Origin of the sequence: Enterobacter sp. RHBSTW-00975, from assembly GCF_013615235.1 — a bacterium.
In the GTDB taxonomy this organism is placed as follows: Bacteria; Pseudomonadota; Gammaproteobacteria; order Enterobacterales; family Enterobacteriaceae; genus Enterobacter; species Enterobacter ludwigii.
Map to the genome: position 1 here is coordinate 2,909,106 of NZ_CP055883.1, position 18,885 is coordinate 2,927,990.

At 55.1% G+C, this 18,885-nt stretch carries 21 protein-coding genes; 5 read left to right on the plus strand and 16 right to left on the minus strand.

All coding sequences use genetic code 11. From position 1 onward, the window contains the following. Positions 1-11 precede the first annotated feature (11 nt). The 10 genes from flgK to flgB all read right to left on the minus strand — a co-directional run bounded on the left by flgK (position 12) and on the right by flgB (position 8,900). On the minus strand, positions 12-1,661 hold the full coding sequence (gene flgK, locus HV340_RS13970; protein ID WP_063924781.1) for a flagellar hook-associated protein FlgK: 1,650 nt from the start codon (positions 1,659-1,661) through the stop codon (positions 12-14). Between the two features lie 94 nt (positions 1,662-1,755). After that, the gene (gene flgJ, locus HV340_RS13975) at positions 1,756-2,676 is read right to left on the minus strand and encodes a flagellar assembly peptidoglycan hydrolase FlgJ (protein ID WP_063924780.1); all 921 of its coding nucleotides are present in this window, start codon (positions 2,674-2,676) and stop codon (positions 1,756-1,758) included. Next, on the minus strand, positions 2,676-3,797 hold the full coding sequence (locus HV340_RS13980; protein WP_063924779.1) for a flagellar basal body P-ring protein FlgI: 1,122 nt from the start codon (positions 3,795-3,797) through the stop codon (positions 2,676-2,678). The genes flgJ and HV340_RS13980 overlap by 1 nt, the downstream gene beginning before the upstream one ends. Positions 3,798-3,804: 7 nt before the next feature. Then, positions 3,805-4,518 carry a flagellar basal body L-ring protein FlgH gene (locus HV340_RS13985; RefSeq protein WP_025203773.1) on the minus strand — a complete coding sequence of 238 codons (714 nt, stop codon included), beginning with the start codon at positions 4,516-4,518 and terminating at the stop codon, positions 3,805-3,807. A 49-nt stretch (positions 4,519-4,567) separates the two neighbouring features. After that, on the minus strand, positions 4,568-5,350 hold the full coding sequence (gene flgG, locus HV340_RS13990; RefSeq protein WP_063924778.1) for a flagellar basal-body rod protein FlgG: 783 nt from the start codon (positions 5,348-5,350) through the stop codon (positions 4,568-4,570). Positions 5,351-5,371: 21 nt separating this feature from the next. Further along, positions 5,372-6,109, minus strand: coding sequence for a flagellar basal body rod protein FlgF (locus HV340_RS13995; RefSeq protein ID WP_025203771.1), 738 nt, complete (start codon positions 6,107-6,109; stop codon positions 5,372-5,374). Positions 6,110-6,118: 9 nt separating this feature from the next. Then, positions 6,119-7,315: a flagellar hook protein FlgE gene (gene flgE / locus HV340_RS14000; RefSeq protein WP_025203770.1), complete on the minus strand. Its 1,197-nt coding sequence runs from the start codon at positions 7,313-7,315 to the stop codon at positions 6,119-6,121. Positions 7,316-7,317: 2 nt separating this feature from the next. Then, positions 7,318-8,046 (minus strand): flagellar hook capping FlgD N-terminal domain-containing protein, encoded by a 729-nt coding sequence (locus HV340_RS14005; RefSeq protein ID WP_063924777.1) that lies wholly within the window; start codon positions 8,044-8,046, stop codon positions 7,318-7,320. 8 nt (positions 8,047-8,054) lie between these two features. After that, positions 8,055-8,459: a flagellar basal body rod protein FlgC gene (gene flgC / locus HV340_RS14010; protein ID WP_059306718.1), complete on the minus strand. Its 405-nt coding sequence runs from the start codon at positions 8,457-8,459 to the stop codon at positions 8,055-8,057. A gap of 6 nt (positions 8,460-8,465) precedes the next feature. Next, on the minus strand, positions 8,466-8,900 hold the full coding sequence (gene flgB / locus HV340_RS14015) for a flagellar basal body rod protein FlgB (RefSeq protein ID WP_040017877.1): 435 nt from the start codon (positions 8,898-8,900) through the stop codon (positions 8,466-8,468). 225 nt (positions 8,901-9,125) lie between these two features. Here flgB and flgA point away from each other — a divergent pair, with 225 nt between their 5' ends. From flgA to flgN, 3 genes are all read left to right on the plus strand, one after another. Then, a complete protein-coding gene (gene flgA / locus HV340_RS14020; RefSeq protein WP_059306719.1) occupies positions 9,126-9,824 on the plus strand; it encodes a flagellar basal body P-ring formation chaperone FlgA in 699 nt (232 codons plus the stop codon). 72 nt (positions 9,825-9,896) lie between these two features. Further along, positions 9,897-10,196 (plus strand): flagellar biosynthesis anti-sigma factor FlgM, encoded by a 300-nt coding sequence (gene flgM / locus HV340_RS14025; RefSeq protein WP_025203765.1) that lies wholly within the window; start codon positions 9,897-9,899, stop codon positions 10,194-10,196. 17 nt (positions 10,197-10,213) lie between these two features. Continuing rightward, the gene (flgN, locus tag HV340_RS14030; RefSeq protein ID WP_059306720.1) at positions 10,214-10,657 is read left to right on the plus strand and encodes a flagellar export chaperone FlgN; all 444 of its coding nucleotides are present in this window, start codon (positions 10,214-10,216) and stop codon (positions 10,655-10,657) included. A gap of 132 nt (positions 10,658-10,789) precedes the next feature. Here the strand turns inward: flgN and HV340_RS14035 are convergent, their stop codons facing one another. Genes HV340_RS14035 through fliD form a run of 3 tightly spaced genes read right to left on the minus strand, consistent with a single transcriptional unit; the run spans position 10,790 to position 12,656 of the window. Next, complete coding sequence (locus HV340_RS14035) at positions 10,790-11,110, minus strand: flagellar protein FliT (protein WP_181216041.1); 321 nt, start codon at positions 11,108-11,110, stop codon at positions 10,790-10,792. Then, the gene (fliS, locus tag HV340_RS14040; protein ID WP_025203762.1) at positions 11,103-11,510 is read right to left on the minus strand and encodes a flagellar export chaperone FliS; all 408 of its coding nucleotides are present in this window, start codon (positions 11,508-11,510) and stop codon (positions 11,103-11,105) included. Before fliS ends, HV340_RS14035 begins: the two co-directional genes overlap by 8 nt. Before the next feature lie 45 nt (positions 11,511-11,555). Continuing rightward, positions 11,556-12,656 (minus strand): flagellar filament capping protein FliD, encoded by a 1,101-nt coding sequence (gene fliD, locus HV340_RS14045; RefSeq protein WP_249415699.1) that lies wholly within the window; start codon positions 12,654-12,656, stop codon positions 11,556-11,558. 236 nt (positions 12,657-12,892) lie between these two features. Between fliD and HV340_RS14050 the strand changes: the two genes are divergently transcribed. Next, a protein-coding gene (locus HV340_RS14050; RefSeq protein ID WP_085950818.1) for an IS3-like element ISSen4 family transposase occupies positions 12,893-14,013 on the plus strand; the annotation gives its coding sequence in 2 pieces (ribosomal slippage) (positions 12,893-13,151 and positions 13,151-14,013; 1,122 coding nt in all). A gap of 9 nt (positions 14,014-14,022) precedes the next feature. On the opposite strand, the gene HV340_RS14055 is transcribed toward HV340_RS14050, so the two are convergent. Then, a complete protein-coding gene (locus tag HV340_RS14055; protein ID WP_181216042.1) occupies positions 14,023-14,250 on the minus strand; it encodes a flagellar cap protein FliD N-terminal domain-containing protein in 228 nt (75 codons plus the stop codon). Positions 14,251-14,554: 304 nt separating this feature from the next. Between HV340_RS14055 and HV340_RS14060 the strand changes: the two genes are divergently transcribed. After that, positions 14,555-16,009, plus strand: a complete 1,455-nt coding sequence (locus HV340_RS14060; RefSeq protein ID WP_181216043.1) for a FliC/FljB family flagellin — start codon at positions 14,555-14,557, stop codon at positions 16,007-16,009. A 73-nt stretch (positions 16,010-16,082) separates the two neighbouring features. On the opposite strand, the gene HV340_RS14065 is transcribed toward HV340_RS14060, so the two are convergent. Both HV340_RS14065 and HV340_RS14070 read right to left on the minus strand, forming a co-directional pair. Beyond that, entirely contained in the window at positions 16,083-16,517 is a 435-nt protein-coding gene (locus HV340_RS14065; RefSeq protein ID WP_181216044.1) for a hypothetical protein, read from the minus strand. Between the two features lie 428 nt (positions 16,518-16,945). Then, complete coding sequence (locus tag HV340_RS14070; RefSeq protein ID WP_181216045.1) at positions 16,946-18,841, minus strand: methyl-accepting chemotaxis protein; 1,896 nt, start codon at positions 18,839-18,841, stop codon at positions 16,946-16,948. Positions 18,842-18,885: the final 44 nt, after the last annotated feature.

The window sequence follows — 18,885 nt, forward strand, 5'->3', positions numbered from 1 at the left end:
TTTTTATTCCTTTATCGGATCGCCAGTAGCGAATCAAACATGTTGTTGGCGGTTTGCAGAAGCTGCGCGTTGGCGCGGTAATACTGCAAAAACATATCCAGGTTGATCTTTTCTTCATCCATACTCACACCGGAGAGCGCCTGTTTGATCTCAAACTTGGTCTGCATATCAATATCTGCACTCGTGAGGTTAGATTTGACGTTGCGCGCGTTATCACCGATGGTGCCGACCAGGCTGGCGTAAGCCTCTGCCAGGGTGCTGCCGCCAATCAGCTCTTCGTTCTGGATCTCCAGCATCTTTTGCAGGTTTTTGTTGTTACCTTTATCATCTGGGTCCGCAGAGTCCGAGGCAGCAAACCCCTGGGCGTCGGTAATTTTACGGCTCAGGCCTTCGGCGGCACCGGACATGGGGTTGAAGGTGAAGCTGTCGCCATCTTTCACCGTTGCCGGGTCGGGAAGCTGAACTTTGAGGCCGTCGAACTCGATTCCGTCTGGTCGTCCCGGCACGTGAGGTATGTCCCGACCATCAGCCCCCGTCACGCGCCAACCGCCCACAGCATCATCGTACCTGATGGTGTACTCTTCGGCGTTGACCAGCTTATAGTCAGTTACCTCAATCGGGCCCAGCTTGCCCGTCCCCACGTTGCCGCTGTTGGCCCTGGCAGCAATAGGTGGCAGGGAAAAGAGATCCCCGCCCTGAGTGCCGTCTGGCAAGTACCCGTCCCTGTTCTGCTCGTTCATCCGGCTGGCCATGATGAAGGCCATCTTATCCAGCTCCTGACGCGCCAGCGTCAGATCCTCGTTACGGAATTTGAACAGCCCTGCCAGGTGGCCTTTCGTAATGCGGTCTTCGTCGAGTGGCGTCTCCTTGCCGTTGGCATCCACATAGGAAACGATGGTTTTGTTCGGATCGTTCGCCGATGGAGAGGTTTTCAGCGCGTAGGCCTTATCACCAGAGACCAGCGGGCGTCCGTCAGAGAGAGTGACGTCAACACGCCCGCTCTGCACGTTCTCCGACACCTCAATCCCGATCTGATTGCTGATCTCTTCCAGCAGCAAATCGCGGCGGTCCAGCAGGTCTGCAGGTGGCTTGCCGGCCCCCTGGGCGCGCTCCAGCTGTTTGTTGATCTCCGCCAGCTGTTTGGTGTAGCTGTTAAGATCCTTAACGCTCTGCTCAATCTGCGTGTTGGTGCTTTTTTCAAGCCCGCTCAGGCGTTTGCCGCTGGCGTTGTAGCGGCTGGCCAGCGAGCCCAGTGAGTTAAAGACGGCCGAACGCGCCGCCGCATCTTCCGGGGCTGTACTCAGCGTAGACATCGCCTTAAACAAATTGCCAAGCGATACCGAGACGTTATCCGACTCGTCGGCCAGCATATTGTCGATATCCGCCAGCTGCTCCATGCGCCCATTCAGGAAGGAATACTGGGAGATAGCACCGCGGAGCTGGTTGTTAGCAAAGCTATCGTAAGCGCGTTCAATGCCGTTCACCTGAGCCCCGAAACCGTAAAAACCGGTCTGTGTCGACATGCCGCCCAGCTCGCCGATGATCATGCTACGGCGGCTGTAGGCATGTGATACACCGTTGGTCAAATTATCACCAGTAACTCTGAGCGCCGCCTGTGCAACGCTTAAGCCGTTTCTCGCTAAGTTATATAAATTATTCATAGGGTCTGGACCTTCTCCGTTCGCAGTCCCGTTGCTTATATCCGGGCCTGAATGTTCATGGTTCTGCTTATTTCATCGGTGATAAAAAAATTCTCTAAAAAATTTTATCGATATCGTTTTTATAGGCATTTACGCCCTGCTGAATATCGCCTTTCACCTTCTGAATAATGGTGATGAGCTTTTTGGCGTAGGCCGGGTCTGTCGCATAGCCCCCCGCCTGCAGCGCTTTCGCTCCCTGCTCCGGTGAAGCAGACTGCGCCACACCGCGATAGCGAGGATTTTTGGTCAACAGTGCCGCGTAGTCTTTCAGCGCATGCTCATAGGAGTCATAGACGCGGAATGCCGCCTTCACCTTCTGCTTCACGCCGTTGATGTATTCCGTAGTGGTAATCTCGGTGGTTTTTCCGCGCCAGTCGCCGGTGGCCTTTATGCCGAACAGGTTGTGGCTCGGGGAGCCGTTGGCGGCCGGAATTTCACGTTTCCCCCAGCCGGACTCCAGCGCCGCCTGGGCCAGAATCAGATGCGGGTGCAGCCCGCTCTGGGCTGCCGCCTCCTGTGCCGGGCGCAACAGACGCGAGATAAACGGATGTGCCCCTTCGACTGGTTTTGCGAACGATACCGGGGCAGGCAAGCGCAGCGGCCCGGTGGCCGGAACAGAAGAAAGTCCGGGACGTGAAAAATCACGTCCCGGCGTGCTTACGACAGGCGCATCGCTCTCGCCACCCAGCTGACGGACGATAAGATCGGCAAAACCGAGCTGACCACTCCCGGCAATATTTTGTGCAACCTGCTGATCGTGCATGGCGGTGTACATCTCGGCGGACTGGCTGTTCATCAGTTCGTCCTTAAAGGTGGCGTCGCGCATGCTTTTCATCATCATCTGCACGAAGATCCCCTCCATCTGCTTCGCCGCCGCCTTCAGTGCGCCGGGCGATTGCCGCCCGGCCTCCCGTTTCAGGTGGTCCAGCGAACGGACGTCAAAGGCGGGCTGGTCGAACTTATCGAAGGCGTTCATCAGTTGACCTCCAGCTTCGCACGCAGACAGCCGGCGTTTTTCATCGCCTGCAGAACCGACATCAGCTCGTTTGGCGTGGCCCCCAGGCTGTTCAGGGCGCGGATCACCGCGTTCAGATCGGTGCTACTGCGCACGTGCTGCAGCGAACCGCCGCTGTCGCGCACGGAGATGTCCGTCTGCGGCACCACCACCGTTTCACCGCCACCAAACGGTGTATCCGGCTGGCTAATAATGTTGTTCTGCATCACTTCTACCGTCAGCGAGCCGTGCGCGACCGCGCAGGAGTCCAGCGACACGTGGCGGTTCATCACCACCGATCCGGTTCGGGAATTCACGATGACTTTCGCATCCTGCACGTTCACCCGCAGGGGAATGTCCTGGATGTTCGCCAGAAAACGCACGCGCGAGGGGCCATCCGGCGGTGCAAAGAGGCGCACGGTACGCGCATCTTCCGGGATAGCCGCCCCGCCGCTGTAGCGCTGATTAATGGCGTCGCTGATCTGCTGTGCCAGCGAGAAATCGCTCTCGTTAAGCTGCAACCGGACAATGCTCTGGGTGGCAAAATCGTTCGGCACCTCGCGCTCGACGGTCGCCCCGCCGCTGATACGCCCGCCGTTGAGCTGGTTGACCTGCACGCGGCTGCCGCCCGCCTGCGCGCCTGCGCCGGAAATCAGGATGTTGCCCTGGGCAATGGCGTAGATCTGGTTATCCGCACCTTTCAGCGGGGTCATCAGCAGCGTGCCGCCGCGCAGGCTTTTGGCATTACCGACCGAGGAAACCACGATATCCAGCTTGTCGCCGGGACGGGCAAACGGCGGCAGCTCGGCGGTGACCATCACCGCCGCGATATTTTTCAGCTGCATGTTGGTGCCCGCCGGCACGGTGATCCCCAGCTGCGAGAGCATATTGTTGAGGCTTTGCCCGGTAAACGGTGCCTGCATGGTCTGGTCGCCCGTGCCGTCCAGACCCACGATCAGGCCATAGCCCATCAGGGAGTTGGAGCGAACGCCCTGCACCGTCACCAGATCGCGAATGCGCTCCGCGCTGGCGGTTTTGGGCACGACCAGCATCATGCCGTAGAGCAGGATGCTGAGGAAAAACAGGATAGATTCTTTTTTCATGGTCTTATCAGAATGGAGAAAGGTTCAGGAACAGGCGCTGCAGCCAGCCCATGTTCTGCGCTTCGTTGATGTAGCCGTTGCCGACATACTCGATCCGCGCGTCCGCCACCTGGGTGGAGGGCACGGTATTCCCGCCACTGATAAACCGCGGATTCACCACGCCGGAAAAACGGATAAATTCCGTGCCCTGGTTAATGGCGATCTGCTTTTCGCCCACCACGCGCAGGTTACCGTTAGGCAGAAGCTCGTTTACGGTCACGGTGATCGTCCCGGTAAAGGTGTTTCGCGCCGCGGCGCCGCCCTTGCCGGAAAAATCATTTTTGCCTTCGGCTTCAAAATCCGCTTTGCCGTCACCCAGCCAGCTGTTGAGCTTAGTGGGTACCGCGATCAGCCCCATCCCGGCCGATCCATTACGGTTGGCACTGGCGGAGGAACTTTTGCTGGCGCTCACGTTCTCCTGCAGCAGGATCGTCAGCGTATCGCCTACGTTACGCGGGCGGCGGTCTTCGAACATCGGCTGATAGCCATAGTTCATGCCCTGCCCCGCCTGAAACAGCGAGCCGCCGGTCGCTGCCGGTGCCATCGGTAATGGTGTTGCCGTCGTCGGACCTTCAACGAGCTTGTTTTGCATAATGTGCGCGCAGCCGCTCAACAGCAGCACGCTCGCCGCCAGTGCGCAACGACGCGCGACGACAGGGGTATTCATTAAGAGTGTTTTCATTTCAGTGTCGATAAAATATCTGGCCGCTCGCGCGGCCAGAAAGAGGACATTACAGCTGGGAAAGACGCTGCAGCATCTGGTCCGATGCTGAAACCGCTTTGCTGTTGATTTCGTAGGCGCGCTGCACCTGAATCATCGTCACCAGCTCTTCCGCCACGTTGACGTTGGAGGTTTCGACGTAGCTTTGCTTCAGAATGCCCGCGCTCTCCATGCCGGGGGTCAGCTCGTTTGGCGCACCGGAAGCCTGGGTCTCTTTGTAGAGATTGCCGCCCACGCTTTCGAGCCCTGCGTTGTTGACGAAGGTGGTCAGCGTCAGCTGGCCGATTTGCTGATCTTCTGCCTGGCCAGGAATTTTCGCGCTCACCAGGCCATCGCTGCCAATGGTGATGCTTTTGGCATCCTGCGGGATCACAATGCCCGGCTGGATCGGATACCCTTCAGCGTTGATCAGCTGTCCGTCCGGGCTTTTTGAGAACTGGCCATCACGGGTATAGGCAGTGCTGCCGTCCGGCATCTGCACCTGGAAGAAACCTTCACCTTCAATGGCAACGGAGTATTCATCGCCGGTCTGGTTCAATCCGCCCTGAGTATGTACCCGCTGGGTGGAAACAGGACGCACGCCGGTACCCAGTTGCAGACCACTCGGCAGGGTGTTCTGCTCGGTGGACTGGGCGCCTGGCTGGCGCATGTTCTGATAGAGCAGATCCTGGAACACGGCGCGCTGGCGCTTAAAGCCGTTGGTATTGACGTTCGCCAGGTTGTTGGAAATAACGTCCATATTGAGCTGCTGTGCTTCCAGCCCGGTTTTAGCGATCCATAAAGAACGAATCATGTTGTGACTCCTTGCGCGAACTTAGCTCACGCTTAATAGCTGGTTAGCCTTCTGGGCATTTTCGTCGGCGGTGCGGATGACCTTCATGTTCATGTCAAAGCCACGGGAGTTGGCGATCATCTGGGTCATCGCCTGCACCGGACTGACGTTGCTGCCTTCGATGGCTTCCGGCGTCAGGCGCAGGGTTTCATCCTGTGCCAGCACGTCACCCGCGGCTGACCGAAACAGACCGTCGTCGCCGTGCTGCAGGGCATTGATTTCCGCGTTGACCAGCTTAATGCGCCCGACAGGGACCAGAGCCGTGGGATCATCGCCCATACCAAGCGCGGAGACGGTGCCGTCCGTACCGATAGTGATATGTGACTGCGGCGGCACTTCCAGCGGGCCGCCATCACCCATTAGCGGACGGCCGTTGACGCTGAGCGCTCCGTCTTGATCCACTTCGATTGCGCCGTTGCGGGTATAACCTTCGCTGCCGTCATCCAGCGCCACCGCCAGCCAGCCGTTTTGCGGCAGTGCCACGTCCAGGCTGCGCCCGGTGTGGGTGATGGGCCCCATGGTGGTGTCGTGAAAGGGGGTGGATTCCGCCACCAGCGCGCGCGTACGCAGGGTTTCGCCTTCGATGGGTACCGAGCGAAACGCGGCAAGCTGAGAGCGGAAACCGGCGGTAGAGCTGTTCGCCAGATTATTTGAGGTGACCGCCTGGCGGTTGAGCGCCGCGTTGGCGGCACTCATGGCGGTATAGATAGCGCGATCCATCACTCAGCCTTAACGCAGGTTAACCAGCGTCTGCAGGATCTCAGACTGGGTTTTGATGGTTTGCGAGTTGGACTGGTAGTTACGCTGGTAGACGATCATGTTGACCATCTCTTCCCCCAGATCTACGTTCGACTGTTCCACCATGCCGCCCGTAACATCGCCGAAGCTACCGCTGCCGGAGAGGCCCAGGAACGGCTGGCCGGACTGGACGGTTTCTGCCCACAGGTTGTTGCCCTGCGGTTCCAGGCCGCCTGCGTTGGCAAAGTCTGCCAGTACAACCTGTGCCACCACCTGACGTTTACCGTTGCTGTAGATGGCCGTCACTTCACCGGTGTCGCTGACCTGATAGCTATTGAATTTACCGGGAGCCTGACCGTCGATTTCACCCAACTTGACCTGGGTATCGCTGGCGTACTGCGTCAGTTTGCTCAAATCCATGGTCAGTTTAAGAGGCAGGCCACCGCTGTATGCCGCGCTCTCAATAACCAGGTCATTTGCACCGGTTAACTTGCCTTCAGTGAATTTCAGATCAAGCTCTGCCGGCTTCGCACCAGGCGCGGTAGAATCTTCCGCGTAAGCTGTCCACTCGCCATCCCCCGTATGAACGAAGTAAACCTTCACGGTGTGCTTATTGCCCAGGTTATCGGTCGCTTCAATCTCGCTGATATGGTTGTAAGTTTCTGGTTTGTCCTTATCGAATGGATTGTCGGCTTGATCAATAACTTTGTCATCCGACTTCAGGTTGCCGGTCAGTGAACCTGCCGTCGAGGCCGCCGGTGGCATATCGTCCTTTGGAATACGGATCGGCCCTACAGGCGCGCCAGGGTTGATCACCCCATCCGTGGCCTGATAGCCCGTTAAGAACAGACCGTTAGTCTTGTTGATGATATAGCCGTTAGCATCTTCCTTAAACTCGCCGTTACGTCCGTAGAATACGCTACCGGCGGCATCCACCATGCGGAAGAACCCTTTCCCGGTGATGCCCATATCCAGCGGAGAACTGCCGGCCTTCAGGCCGCCGTCGCCAAAGTTTTGGCTGGTGCCCGCGACCTGTACGCCGAGACCGGCTGAACCGGCAAAGATATCGGAGAAGGCAACAGAACCCGCTTTAAACCCGACGGTCTGCGAGTTGGCGATGTTGTTACCCACCACATCCAGTGCTTTTGCGGCGGCGCTGAGGCCGCTAAGACCTTGTGAAAAACCCATGATTACATTCCGTAGGTAAGATTGTTTTGAATGACGAACACTTTTTCCATGCCGATCGGATCGTGATCCCGCAGGTGCAGGATCGGGCCGTTGACATCCATCGAGACGCCCTGCACCTGCTCCTGAACCAGGGTATACACGGTCGGTGCTTCCCCTTCAGGGTTAGAGGCTTCAATGCTCACGGTGTACTCTTTATCAAGCGGTGGCTGCGCCGGCTTGAAGTCTTTCAGATCGTCCAGGCTGATTTTGTTCATGCCGGACTTGACGTTTTTCAGTTCGGCGGTATAGGCCTGATCGCCGTCATGCAGGGTCACGGTCACCGTCTCGGCATCGCCGGCTAGCGCGAAGTTGATGTCATCAGCGTCACGCTTCGGCGGTGTCTCAACGCCTACCTGCTGAATACCGATGCCTGAGCTGCCGAAGGAGACCTTCGGCTCGCCTTCAATCAGCACGCTGCGGCCCACCCAGGAAGTGGCACTCATGCTGGCCAGCTGGCCCATCATGGCCTGTACGCCGACGACAGCGTTGTTCAGTTTTTCCACCCCAGACGCCATGTTGAACTGCGCCAGCTGCGAGGCGAGCTGGTTGTTGTCCATTGGGTTCGTGGGGTCCTGGTTTTGCATCTGCGCCACCAGCATCGTCATAAAATGATTTGACAGATCGGCCGCACTGTCACCGCCACCAATACCACCGTAGCCGCCGCCGTTGTTGTTAATTGAAGAGACCGCCATATGCGTCCTTACTGACCAAGAGTTAATGTTTTCAGCAGCAGACTTTTGGCGGAGTTCATCACTTCCACGTTGGCCTGGTAGCTGCGGGAAGCCGAAATGGTGTTGACCATCTCGTTCATGACGTTAACGTTCGGCATGCGCACATAGCCCTGCTCGTCGGCCAGCGGATTGCCCGGCTCGTACACAAGACGATCCGGTGCGCTGCTTTCCACCACGTCACTCACCTGAACGCCGCCGATCTCCTGCCCGACAGCGTTGTCGACACGGAAAACCACCTGACGAGCGCGATACGGCTGGCCGTCTGGCCCCGCCACGCTGTCAGCGTTCGCCATGTTACTGGCGCTGACGTTGAGGCGTCGGGACTGGGCAGCCATTGCCGATCCCGAAATATCAAATACGCTAAAGAGCGACATCGTTTATTACCCCTGACTTAACACTGTCATCATTTTCTTAATATCCGCGCCCAGGAAGGTCAGGCTCGACTGGTATTTCATGGCGTTATCCGCGAAATTCACGCGCTCACGATCCATATCCACGGTATTACCGTCGGCGCTCGGCTGATCCGGCACGCGATAAAGCAGTTGACTGTCATCAAAAGGCTTTGCTTTCGCTTCAATATGCCGCTGAGACGTCAACGAAAGTGAGACCGGTGATTTGGCCATCGAATTATTTTCCATGGCCTGTTTTAACTGCCCGGTAAAATCGATATCTCGCGCCTGATAGCCTGGCGTATCCGCATTTGCAATATTCGACGCCAGAATATCCTGACGGCGCGACAGCAAACCTAATGCCTGCTGCTGAAAGCGAAAGGCGTCATCGAGTTTATTCATAACGATAGAGTTCCTGCTTCGCATAATTTAAACTGCGTTAGTGTAGTCACCGTGGGTGAAATATCACACTGCAAAGACCCGACACAAATAGGCGCATTTAGGGAAATAGAACGAGCCAGAGAAAAGTTAAAACAATGATTAATTTAATTACCGCCAAAGATGTCACTATTTAATTCAATAAAACCCCTCGCGGAACGTATATAATTTATCCACTTTTTTATTATCATCCCGCTCTATAAAGGCAATACGATGAAGTTGCGATTATTCAGCCCGACAGTAGCCGTTTTACTGTGTTCGGCCTCCGCCCTCGCTAGCGTTCCGTCAACCCAAACGGCAAAACAGCGCCTGTTGCTCAAGCTGGATGCCTTGATTCAGCAACCCGAGTCGGGGCCTGATATCGTCCGCACGGTTTCGCTGCTCGCCACCCCCGCGCAGCTGGAGGCCGTCTGCGATAACCCGGAACTGAGCCTGGTCGGGCGCGACAGTCGCCTTACCGGCAAACGCACCGTGCTGGCGCAGTGTGGGCCTCGTCGCCACTTCCTTCCCGTGCGCCTCAGTGCTCAGGGCACATGGTGGATTGCCAGTCAGAGTCTGCCAGGCGGGGCCATTGTTCAGCGAAGCGATATTGAGCCCGTCACTGGCAATATTGACCACCAGCCCACCGGCCTGATCTTCAATCCCGATGAGATAGTGGGCCAGCGCCTGACGCGCGCTGTTGTCGCCGGCAAACCGCTGCTGGAAAGCCAGCTCCGACAGCAATGGCGGCTGCGCGCCGGGCAGACGGTAGACCTGGTCACCACCGGCTCCGGCTTTCGTATTCGCAGCCAGGGAAAGGCGTTAAACAACGCGGCGGTGGATGACACGCTGAAAGTGAAAACCGCTGGCGGGCGCACCGTGAGCGGTAAAGTCGATTCGTCAGGACAGGTCATCATTATTTCACAACAATAAATTTTAGGTTTTTTGTGAATCACCGATGAAAGAAGTATCAGTCACATAAAATCATTATCTGTGAGGACAATTATGAGCATCTCCAGCAGCCAGAACACTGCGCCGATTACGAAAATCGCTCCCACTCAGGATTTGCGCGCGCGTATTCACCCTCAGGACGGCGACGTGTCAGCTAACGTGACGCAGCCGCGTCAGGATGACAAAACCGACGTCACCCTGACCACACTGACGAAAAAGATTCAGAACGATGACAGCCGCGATATTGACTACGCGCGCGTCGAGGCGATCCGCACCGCGCTGGCGACAGGGTCGCTGCGCATAGAGCCTGAGAAAATTGCGCAGGCCATGGTGCAGGATATATTTCAGTTTTAACCGCAAGCAGGACCGTTATGGACAAGCTTTATCCCATTCTCACGCAAATGAAAACGTCTCTGGATGAACTGGAGGCGATCATGATCGAAGAGGTCAATCAACTCAACCGTGCGCAGATAAACCCGGTTTCTCTGCAGGTGCTGGCAGACAATAAAAATCAGCTTCTGACGACCATTCAATATTATGACGACATGCGCCGCCAGCAGGAGCAGCACAGTGCCACGCAGGCCCCCTACCCTGGCCACGGAAAACTGTTCTCGAGCTGGCAGCAGGTCAATGAAAAAGTGCGCAACACGAAAGCGCTCAATCAACAGGTGGAATCGCTGCTGCAGAGCCATATGAAGAAAAACCAGCACATTCAAAAAGCGATTGACCACGCAGGGCGCAACAGTTCGCTTTACGGCCCGGCGGGGGAATCCAGCCAGGTTTCTGGCGGCCACAAATACAACATCACCATCTGACCCATTCTGTCTGCGTTGTCCTCTTTGCTCGCCTCTGGCGAGCTTTTTTTTACCCGGGAAGCAGGAACAAATGACCCTCCCCCAAAGGAGGGGAAGGCCATCCGTGCATGTTTTTTGAAACAAAGAGAGGAATTAAACCGCGGTATACGCTTTCGCCGAGGCGCTGGATTTACGCATGGTGGACAGTTCGGTGCCAAGCGTGGAGAGGCGGTCCTGAATGGCACGCGAGAGGCGTGCATCGACATCCAGCAACTGCCCCAGCTGCCCCATCACCTGCTGTTTATTGTGTTGCGCCAGCTGGGTCAAATCGATTTCACACAGCGTTCTCATGCCGATGGAATAGGCCGCCGACTCCTCTACAAATGCGTCCCACTCACCGTCTTCGGCCTGTCGCAGCAGCGTCGCATTGCTCACCAGCATCTGCTCAATAAGTGACAGTACTGCGTTATCCATGTTTCACCTGCTTGTTTTCCGGGTTGATGGCCTGCCAGGTTTCCTGCATCTCCGTCATCAGCGAAATCAGATGCGGCAGATTTTCACCGGATTTGTTGAGATTCGCCTCCAGCAGCGTGCGCGAAATATATTCGTACAGGCTCTCCAGCTCGGCGGCAATCTGCCCGCCCTTTTCGTGGTCCAGACCGGCGCGCAGGCCGTTGTCGATAATGTTAATCGCGCGGGAGATCATCTCCCCACGGCGAGCAATATTGCCGGACTGAAAGTAGATTTCCGCCCGGCGCATGGCGTTGATTGCACCGTCATACAGCAAGACAATCAGTTGATGCGGTGTGGCGCCCGCAATCTGGCTGTCCAGCGAGACAGCGGTATAGGCGTTATAGCCATTATTGGTGTACATCGTAAAATCCTGCCGGGCAGCGCGCTGCCCGGATTATGATAAAAATTAAATCAACCCTGCCAGCGAACCCTGTAGCTGACTGCTCATGTTGTTCATATCGCTTATCACCTTGTCGAGACGCTGAAACTCTTTTTCCTTTCGCGCCATTTCCTCTTCAATACGCCGTTCCATAGCCGTGATTTGTTTGCCGATACGTTTATTCTGCTCTCGCAGCGACTCAAGAGCTGTTTCGATCACGCCCTCTTTTTTGGTGATGGCGTCTTTATCACCGAGGTAGGTATCAAAAATACCCTCCATGCGATCTTTGATGCCCTCTTTACCGTCTTTGCCCAGGAACAGCGCTTCCACCGCTTTAGGGTTGTCTTTCAGCGCCGCATCCAGCTTTTTGGTATCAATCGACAACTCACCCAGATTCCCGCCACGCTCGTCGCCAATCTTGCCATCAAACTTCACGGTAATACCGATACTGCCGAGCGACTCTATAACGGCGTCGGCACCGGGATAGTTCCCCCCCACGGTCGCTTTAAGCTGACTAGTGAGGCGGCGAAGCGAGCCGTCGCTGAAGAGCGCGCCGTTGGTAGATGCGGGAGCCGTTGACTGGCTTTCGCGATCCGGCACGGTATATTTGGTGGCGCTGGCGACGGTGCTGAGGTAGCTGTTGTAATTCTTCACGAACTCCTCAATCAGCGTTTTCACGTTTGAAGTGTCTTCGGTGATGGTGAGAGATTCGGTTTTGTAGCTCTGCGGGTCGTCTGCGGGGAGTCCAGGGTCCTTCAATTCGGAGACTTCTCGTAGTTCCAGCGTCACACCGGTGATCATATCGTTGATGGTGTTTGAACTGCGGGTAACGAGTTTTCCGTTCAGAACAAGTTCGGCATTCTTCGATTCGGTTTCAACGTCCGCACCTTCGAGCTTCTTCTGAAAATCAGTATCAGCGCTCGTCACGATGATAGTCATATCACCGGCCTCACCGGTTTTTTTCGAGGTCAGCACCAGCTTATGCTTCCCGTCCTCGAGGGTGATCACTTCCGCAACCACATCACCTTTCTGCTCATTAATTTTTTTTGCAATCTGATCGAGAGAGGTTTCATCCTGCGCTAAATCCACCTCCAGCGGTTTTTCGCCTTCTTCCAGAGTGATTTTCACCTTCGCCCCAGCCGTACTCATCGGTTTATCACGCGTGTTATTCTCAACCGCCAACTGATGCGCTTTCGCCAGCTGTTTTACGGCAACGGAATAGCTGTTAGGGATCGCCCCGCTGCCTGCCGTGGCCTTAAAGGTTTTATTGTCGCTGACGCTGACACCATTGAATGACCTGCTCCCCGTTGATTAGTACACCCCGATGTTAGTAATGTCTTCATAAGCCACATGAGGACATCCCCATGAAGAAGCGTTTTTCCGACGAACAGATCATCAGTATTCTCCGCGAAGCCGAAGCTGGGGTACCCGCCCGTGAACTCTGCCGCAAGCATGCCATTTCCGATGCCACGTTTTACACCTGGCGTAAGAAGTATGGCGGTATGGAGGTGCCTGAAGTTAAGCGCCTGAAGTCGCTTGAGGAAGAGAACACCAGACTCAAGAAGCTGCTTGCCGAAGCCATGCTGGATAAAGAGGCGCTTCAGGTGGCTCTTGGGCGAAAGTACTGACGACAGACCAGAAGCGGGAAGCCGTGATGTTGATGTGTGATGCGACCGGTCTGTCGCAACGTCGTGCCTGCAGGCTTACAGGTTTATCCCTGTCGACCTGCCGCTATGAGGCTCACCGTCCGGCTGCTGATGCGCATTTATCAGGGCGCATCACTGAGCTGGCACTAGAGCGCAGGCGTTTTGGCTACCGTCGTATTTGGCAGTTGCTGCGCCGTGAAGGGCTTCATGTTAATCATAAGCGCGTGTACCGGCTTTATCACCTCAGTGGCCTGGGCGTAAAACGCAGAAGACGTCGTAAAGGGCTGGCAACAGAACGTCTGCCGCTGCTCCGTCCGGCGGCGCCCAATCTGACCTGGTCGATGGATTTCGTCATGGACGCACTTTCCACCGGTCGCAGGATCAAGTGTCTTACCTGCGTCGATGATTTCACAAAGGAATGCCTGACGGTCACTGTTGCCTTTGGGATTTCAGGCGTTCAGGTCACGCGTATTCTGGACAGCATTGCACTGTTTCGAGGCTATCCGGCGACGATAAGAACTGACCAGGGGCCGGAGTTCACTTGCCGTGCACTGGATCAATGGGCCTTTGAGCATGGTGTTGAGTTGCGCTTAATCCAGCCGGGCAAGCCAACGCAGAACGGATTTATTGAGAGCTTTAACGGACGATTTCGCGATGAATGTTTGAATGAGCACTGGTTCAGCGATATCGTTCATGCCAGGAAAATTATTAATGACTGGCGGCAGGATTATAACGAATGCCGCCCGCACTCCACGCTGAATTATCAGACACCGTCTGAATTTGCAGCGGGCTGGAGAAAGGGTCATTCTGAGAATGAAGATTCCGACGTTACTAACTGAGTGTTGTATCTAATCGTGGGGGCAGGTCATGAACCCTTCATCCTCAAGCTTACCGAGATTGTCCTTCATGGTACTCAGCGCACTGGAGATAGAGCCCCAGGCGGAAATCTGCCCCTGAAAAGTGCTTTGCTTTTTTAAATAGGGATTCAGCTTTTGACTACTCCCCTCGCGTGCTGTCGCCAGCAATTGGTCAAATGGCAGGTTAGAGCCAATGCCTAGGAAATTGGATGGTGCCATAATAATATGTTCCTCTTGAAATAGGTTAGCCTGTCACTATTCCTATCGGGTAATAGAGACGTAAGTTTAATTTTTCATTTATACGTCAACAATGATTACCCTTCCCCAGAACAGAATTGTGGGCTTATTACGCTATTGCGCTGTGCTATTTGTATAATTAACATCAGATATGCGTGTATTTCTTTGATTTATAAAAAACCTACAAAAAATAATTTAGTCATTTTTATTTCCCCCGATGAATTCAGTATGCGCATCAACGAACGCATAGCACATACAGTTATTATCACTTAAAAGGATATAAACAATGGCACAGATCATTAATACTAACTCACTTAGCCTGATGGCTCAGAACAACCTGAACAAATCCCAGTCATCTCTGGGTACTGCGATTCAACGCCTCTCTTCCGGTCTGCGTATCAACAGCGCTAAAGACGATGCAGCTGGCATGGCTATTTCGAATCGTTTTACTGCGTCTGTTCGTGGTCTCACTCAGGCAGCGCGTAACGCAAATGACGGTATCTCTCTGGCACAGACCACCGAAGGTGCGCTGGAAGAAGTAAACGAAAACCTGCAGCGTATTCGTGAACTGACCGTACAGGCTAAAAATGGTACAAACTCTGAGGACGATCGTAAATCCATTCAGAAAGAAATCACCGCCCGTCTGGAGGAAATCAGCCGTATTTCCGAAGATACAAACTTCAACGGTGTTAACGTATTAGATGGTTCCACAGAAAAACTGACCATTCAGATTGGTGACAAAGATGGACAAACTATCGATATTACCCTGCCAAAAATGGATTTGGCGGCGTTAGGTCTGGATACGTTTGGAACTGATTTCGGTAAACTCATTAATGCACCAAAGGATTCAGTATTTACTGAAGCAGGTGATGTTCGTGTAGTAGGTAACACCTTCAAGGTCGGCCATGGTACGTTGAGTGATTTTGAGTTAGAGGCTGCAGATATTACCGCGATAGCTACTGCTGCAGGTATCGACGAAGGAGATCTTGACATCGTCACCCAGGATGACGGTAAAGGTAACCTACGTTTCTTTGCGATTGACAATGCAAACCCAGGTCGTTCTAAAGAACTGGATATGGAATTTGCAGATGATGCCACAGATACGACACTGGTTAACGCAACAATTAAGGAATCCATCAGCGATCTGGATGCCGATATACTGCTAAATGGTCCAAGTGAAGTAAAAGATCTTGAGCGCATGAATATCGGTTCGAAAATCACACTGACCGGTGCTCCTGGTGGGGAAGAAGTACTGGATCAGGCTAAGCTCGACAAGATTTCTAATGATCTTTTTGGTACAGACGCAGCAGCCTCTGGTATGCAAATTTATTCTGCAGATAATGGCGGTACAAAAACTTACTATGCCGTTAATAAAGATGGTGACGTCCAGTCCTTTACCTGGAATGGTACGGCTGCCACTGGTACTGATGCACCTGCGCGAGATGCACATGAAGTCAATAAGGTGTCTAATAACCTGCTGGAACAGTTAGATGGGGCAATGACGAAAGTAACCAACTTCCGCGCCGACCTGGGGGCTGTTCAGAACCGTTTCACCTCCATCATTGCCAACCTGAACACCAGCATCATCAACACCACCGAAGCACGCTCCCGAATTCAGGATGCCGACTTCTCCGTGGAAGTGTCCGCCATGAGCCGTGCAAACATCCTGCAGCAGGCTGGCGTGTCCGTACTGGCCCAGGCCAACCAGGTTCCGCAGAACGTGCTGTCCCTGCTGCGTTAATCTGCGTAACCCCCTCAAACTATTACGCGCATCTCCTCCATGCGCGGTTGCCCTCCCTGGTGGAGGGCTTTTTTTATTCGATAAACACCCGCCCTTCTTGCGTGCGGATCCAGCGCGGGAACTTCAGTCGTTCGGCAAAATAGCCGGTCAGGTCATACAGTAAATCCATCATCACCCGTGCGCCATTGTCAGAGAGCCCTCCCCCCAGCAGCTGTTGGGTAATCACTTCGCAGTAGCGGCAAAGCTGATCGGTTTCCGGGTTAAATTCCGGGTACGTTACGGGTTCACTCTCTACTGTCAAAAAGTCCACCAGATGGGGCGGAACCGGATCGGTTAGCGTCGGTTTAAGTATGGCCAGGCAGGCGCTTAAGCGACCGCATAATGCCGCTTTTACGACGGGATCGCGCTCTTCCAACAACGCGTCGCAAAAGCGCTCGCAGTGGTCGGCAAGATCGGTGAAATCGGTGTGATGGTCAAACGGGGTGGTGAAGAGATGTTGTAAAGCCATAGCGTAACCTCCAGAAAATGGTATGCGTTGTCCCCAGTGCATTTTTCAGGAGGTCAATCCCGACGTCGGTTGTGGCTGACGTGCGAGCACATTACGCCCGGCGATAAGGGATTAACAGAGGGTCATTTGGGAGAAATTTAAACTTGCGAGGCGTCTTGAGAAAAGCGAAAAAATCGAATGAAAAGCATGAAGTCTGGCGCTGTATTTTCCCCCTCACCCCAGCCCTCTCCCTCAAGGGAGAGGGAGTAATCTGTGCCAGGCTGTACTTCCCCCCCAAGGGAGAGGGGGAGTCTGTGCCAGGCTGTACCTCCCCCCCAAGGGAGAGGGGGAGTCTGTGCCAGGCTGTACTTCCACCCTCACGGGAGAGGGCGTATTCGGTGCAGTTCGTTGGCCGGGCAAGCGCAGCGCCGCCCGGCAAAAAACGAAAATTAAACGTTAAACCGCTTCACCACGCTTTCCAGCTCCATGGACTGCTCTTCCATCGCTTTCGCCGCCGACGACAGTTCCGCTACCAGCGTCGTATTCTGCTGGGTCGCCCCTTCGAGCTGGCAAACCGCGACGTTGACCTGTTCGATACCCGCACGCTGTTCACGGCTGGCGGTCTTGACCTCTTCCATCAGGGTGGAGACCTCCCCCACGGACGTTACCAGCGCATTCATCGTCTCTCCGGCATCCTGCACCAGCCGACTGCCGTCCTGTACGCCGCTCACGGCCTCGTTAATCAGATCGCGGATCTCCTTCGCGGAGCTGGAGGAACGTAAGGCGAGGTTACGGACTTCTGTGGCCACCACGGCAAACCCGCGTCCCTGCTCACCGGCACGCGCGGCCTCCACCGCCGCATTCAGCGCCAGAATATTGGTCTGGTAGGCGATACCGTCAATCACGCCGACAATATCCGCCACCCGCGCTGAAGACGATTCAATATGGCCCATTTTGTCCACCGCCGCGTTCATTAGCGCTGCGCCGCGCCGGGCAATTCCTGCTGCCTGCGTCGCCAGCCTGTCGGCATGCTCTGCGTTATCCGCATTGTTGGCCACGATACCAGCTATCTCCTCCATCGACGCTGCCGTTTGCGTGAGCGAGGCTGACTGCTCTTCGGTACGCGACGAAAGCGACAGGTTGCCGTCGGCAATCTGGTGCGACGCCGCGGCAATGGTCCGGGTGCTGGCCCCGACCTGTTGCAAAAGCCCCTGAAGATAATTCATAAACGTGTTCACGTGGGTGGCAATCGCGTTCAGCTCCTGTGTACCGCTCTCAGGAAGGCGGCGCGTCAAATCGGCACCGCCAGCAGAGAGCGCAGCAAGACGCTCTCCCACCCCCTGAAGATTACGCATCAGGATGCGAACGCTCAGGAGCAGTACGCCAGCCAGCAGAAGCAGAAGCGGGATCTGCACCATCGCCAGACGCACTAAAATATCTCGGGTCTGCTTGCTTAGCACACTGCTCCGGGTATCGGTCGCCACAAACCACGGACTGCCGGCAATCGGATAGAGAAAGATGGTGTGTTCGCCATCCTCAGCGTCATAGGTTTGCTCACTGTGACCCTCCACCTGCCGGCTTAACATCGCCTGCAGCAGGGCAATCTCTTTGCCGGGGATCTCGCTGATGTTTTTCAGCGCCGGCGTATTATCCGTTGCTCGGCTGTAAGCCACAATTTTGCCGCTGGCCTCTACAATCAGCACGCCACCTTCCAGAGGTTCAGCCATTTTACGGGCAAGCTGATTGAAGAAGCCCAGCGTGACGTCAAGCGTCGCCACTCCCCATAGCTGGCCATCACGATAAATGGGCATCGCGCAGTTGGTGCGCGGCTGAGGACTCGCCGCATCCATATAGGCCTCAGCCCAGGCGCACTGTCCTTTCGCCGCGCGCATCCCCGCCTTAAACCACGGCTGCTGCCAGTAGGCCGGGGCATCAGGCTGATTCCAGGTAGTATTCAGACGCAGCGTTTTTTGCGCGTCACGGGCAAAGAAGGTGCTGTACTTTTCGATACCAGGCTCTCGCTTCCCCGGCAGCGGCCACACGCCGCCGCCGAAGAGAGTGGCATCGCCGTACTGATCAACCAGCGCAGGGAGCAAACGATCGATATCCGCGCTATCCAGCCGCGAGACGGTTTCAGTAATAGTGCGCTGCTGCGCCTCTACGCGAGACATCAGTTGCGTAATGGCGGCAGCCTGCTCACCAATTTCATGGTGGACGCGCCGGTATTCGTTTTTCAGCAATTGGGGTGCGACAAAATTCAGCACGACCCAGACGGTGAGTGCCGTAAGCAATAAAAAGAAAGCAGAGACCAGTAAGAAGGCTCTACTTTGAAGTGACGTAAACATAAATAACAACTCTAAAAGAAAAAATTTAAGGTGGAATTATTGAT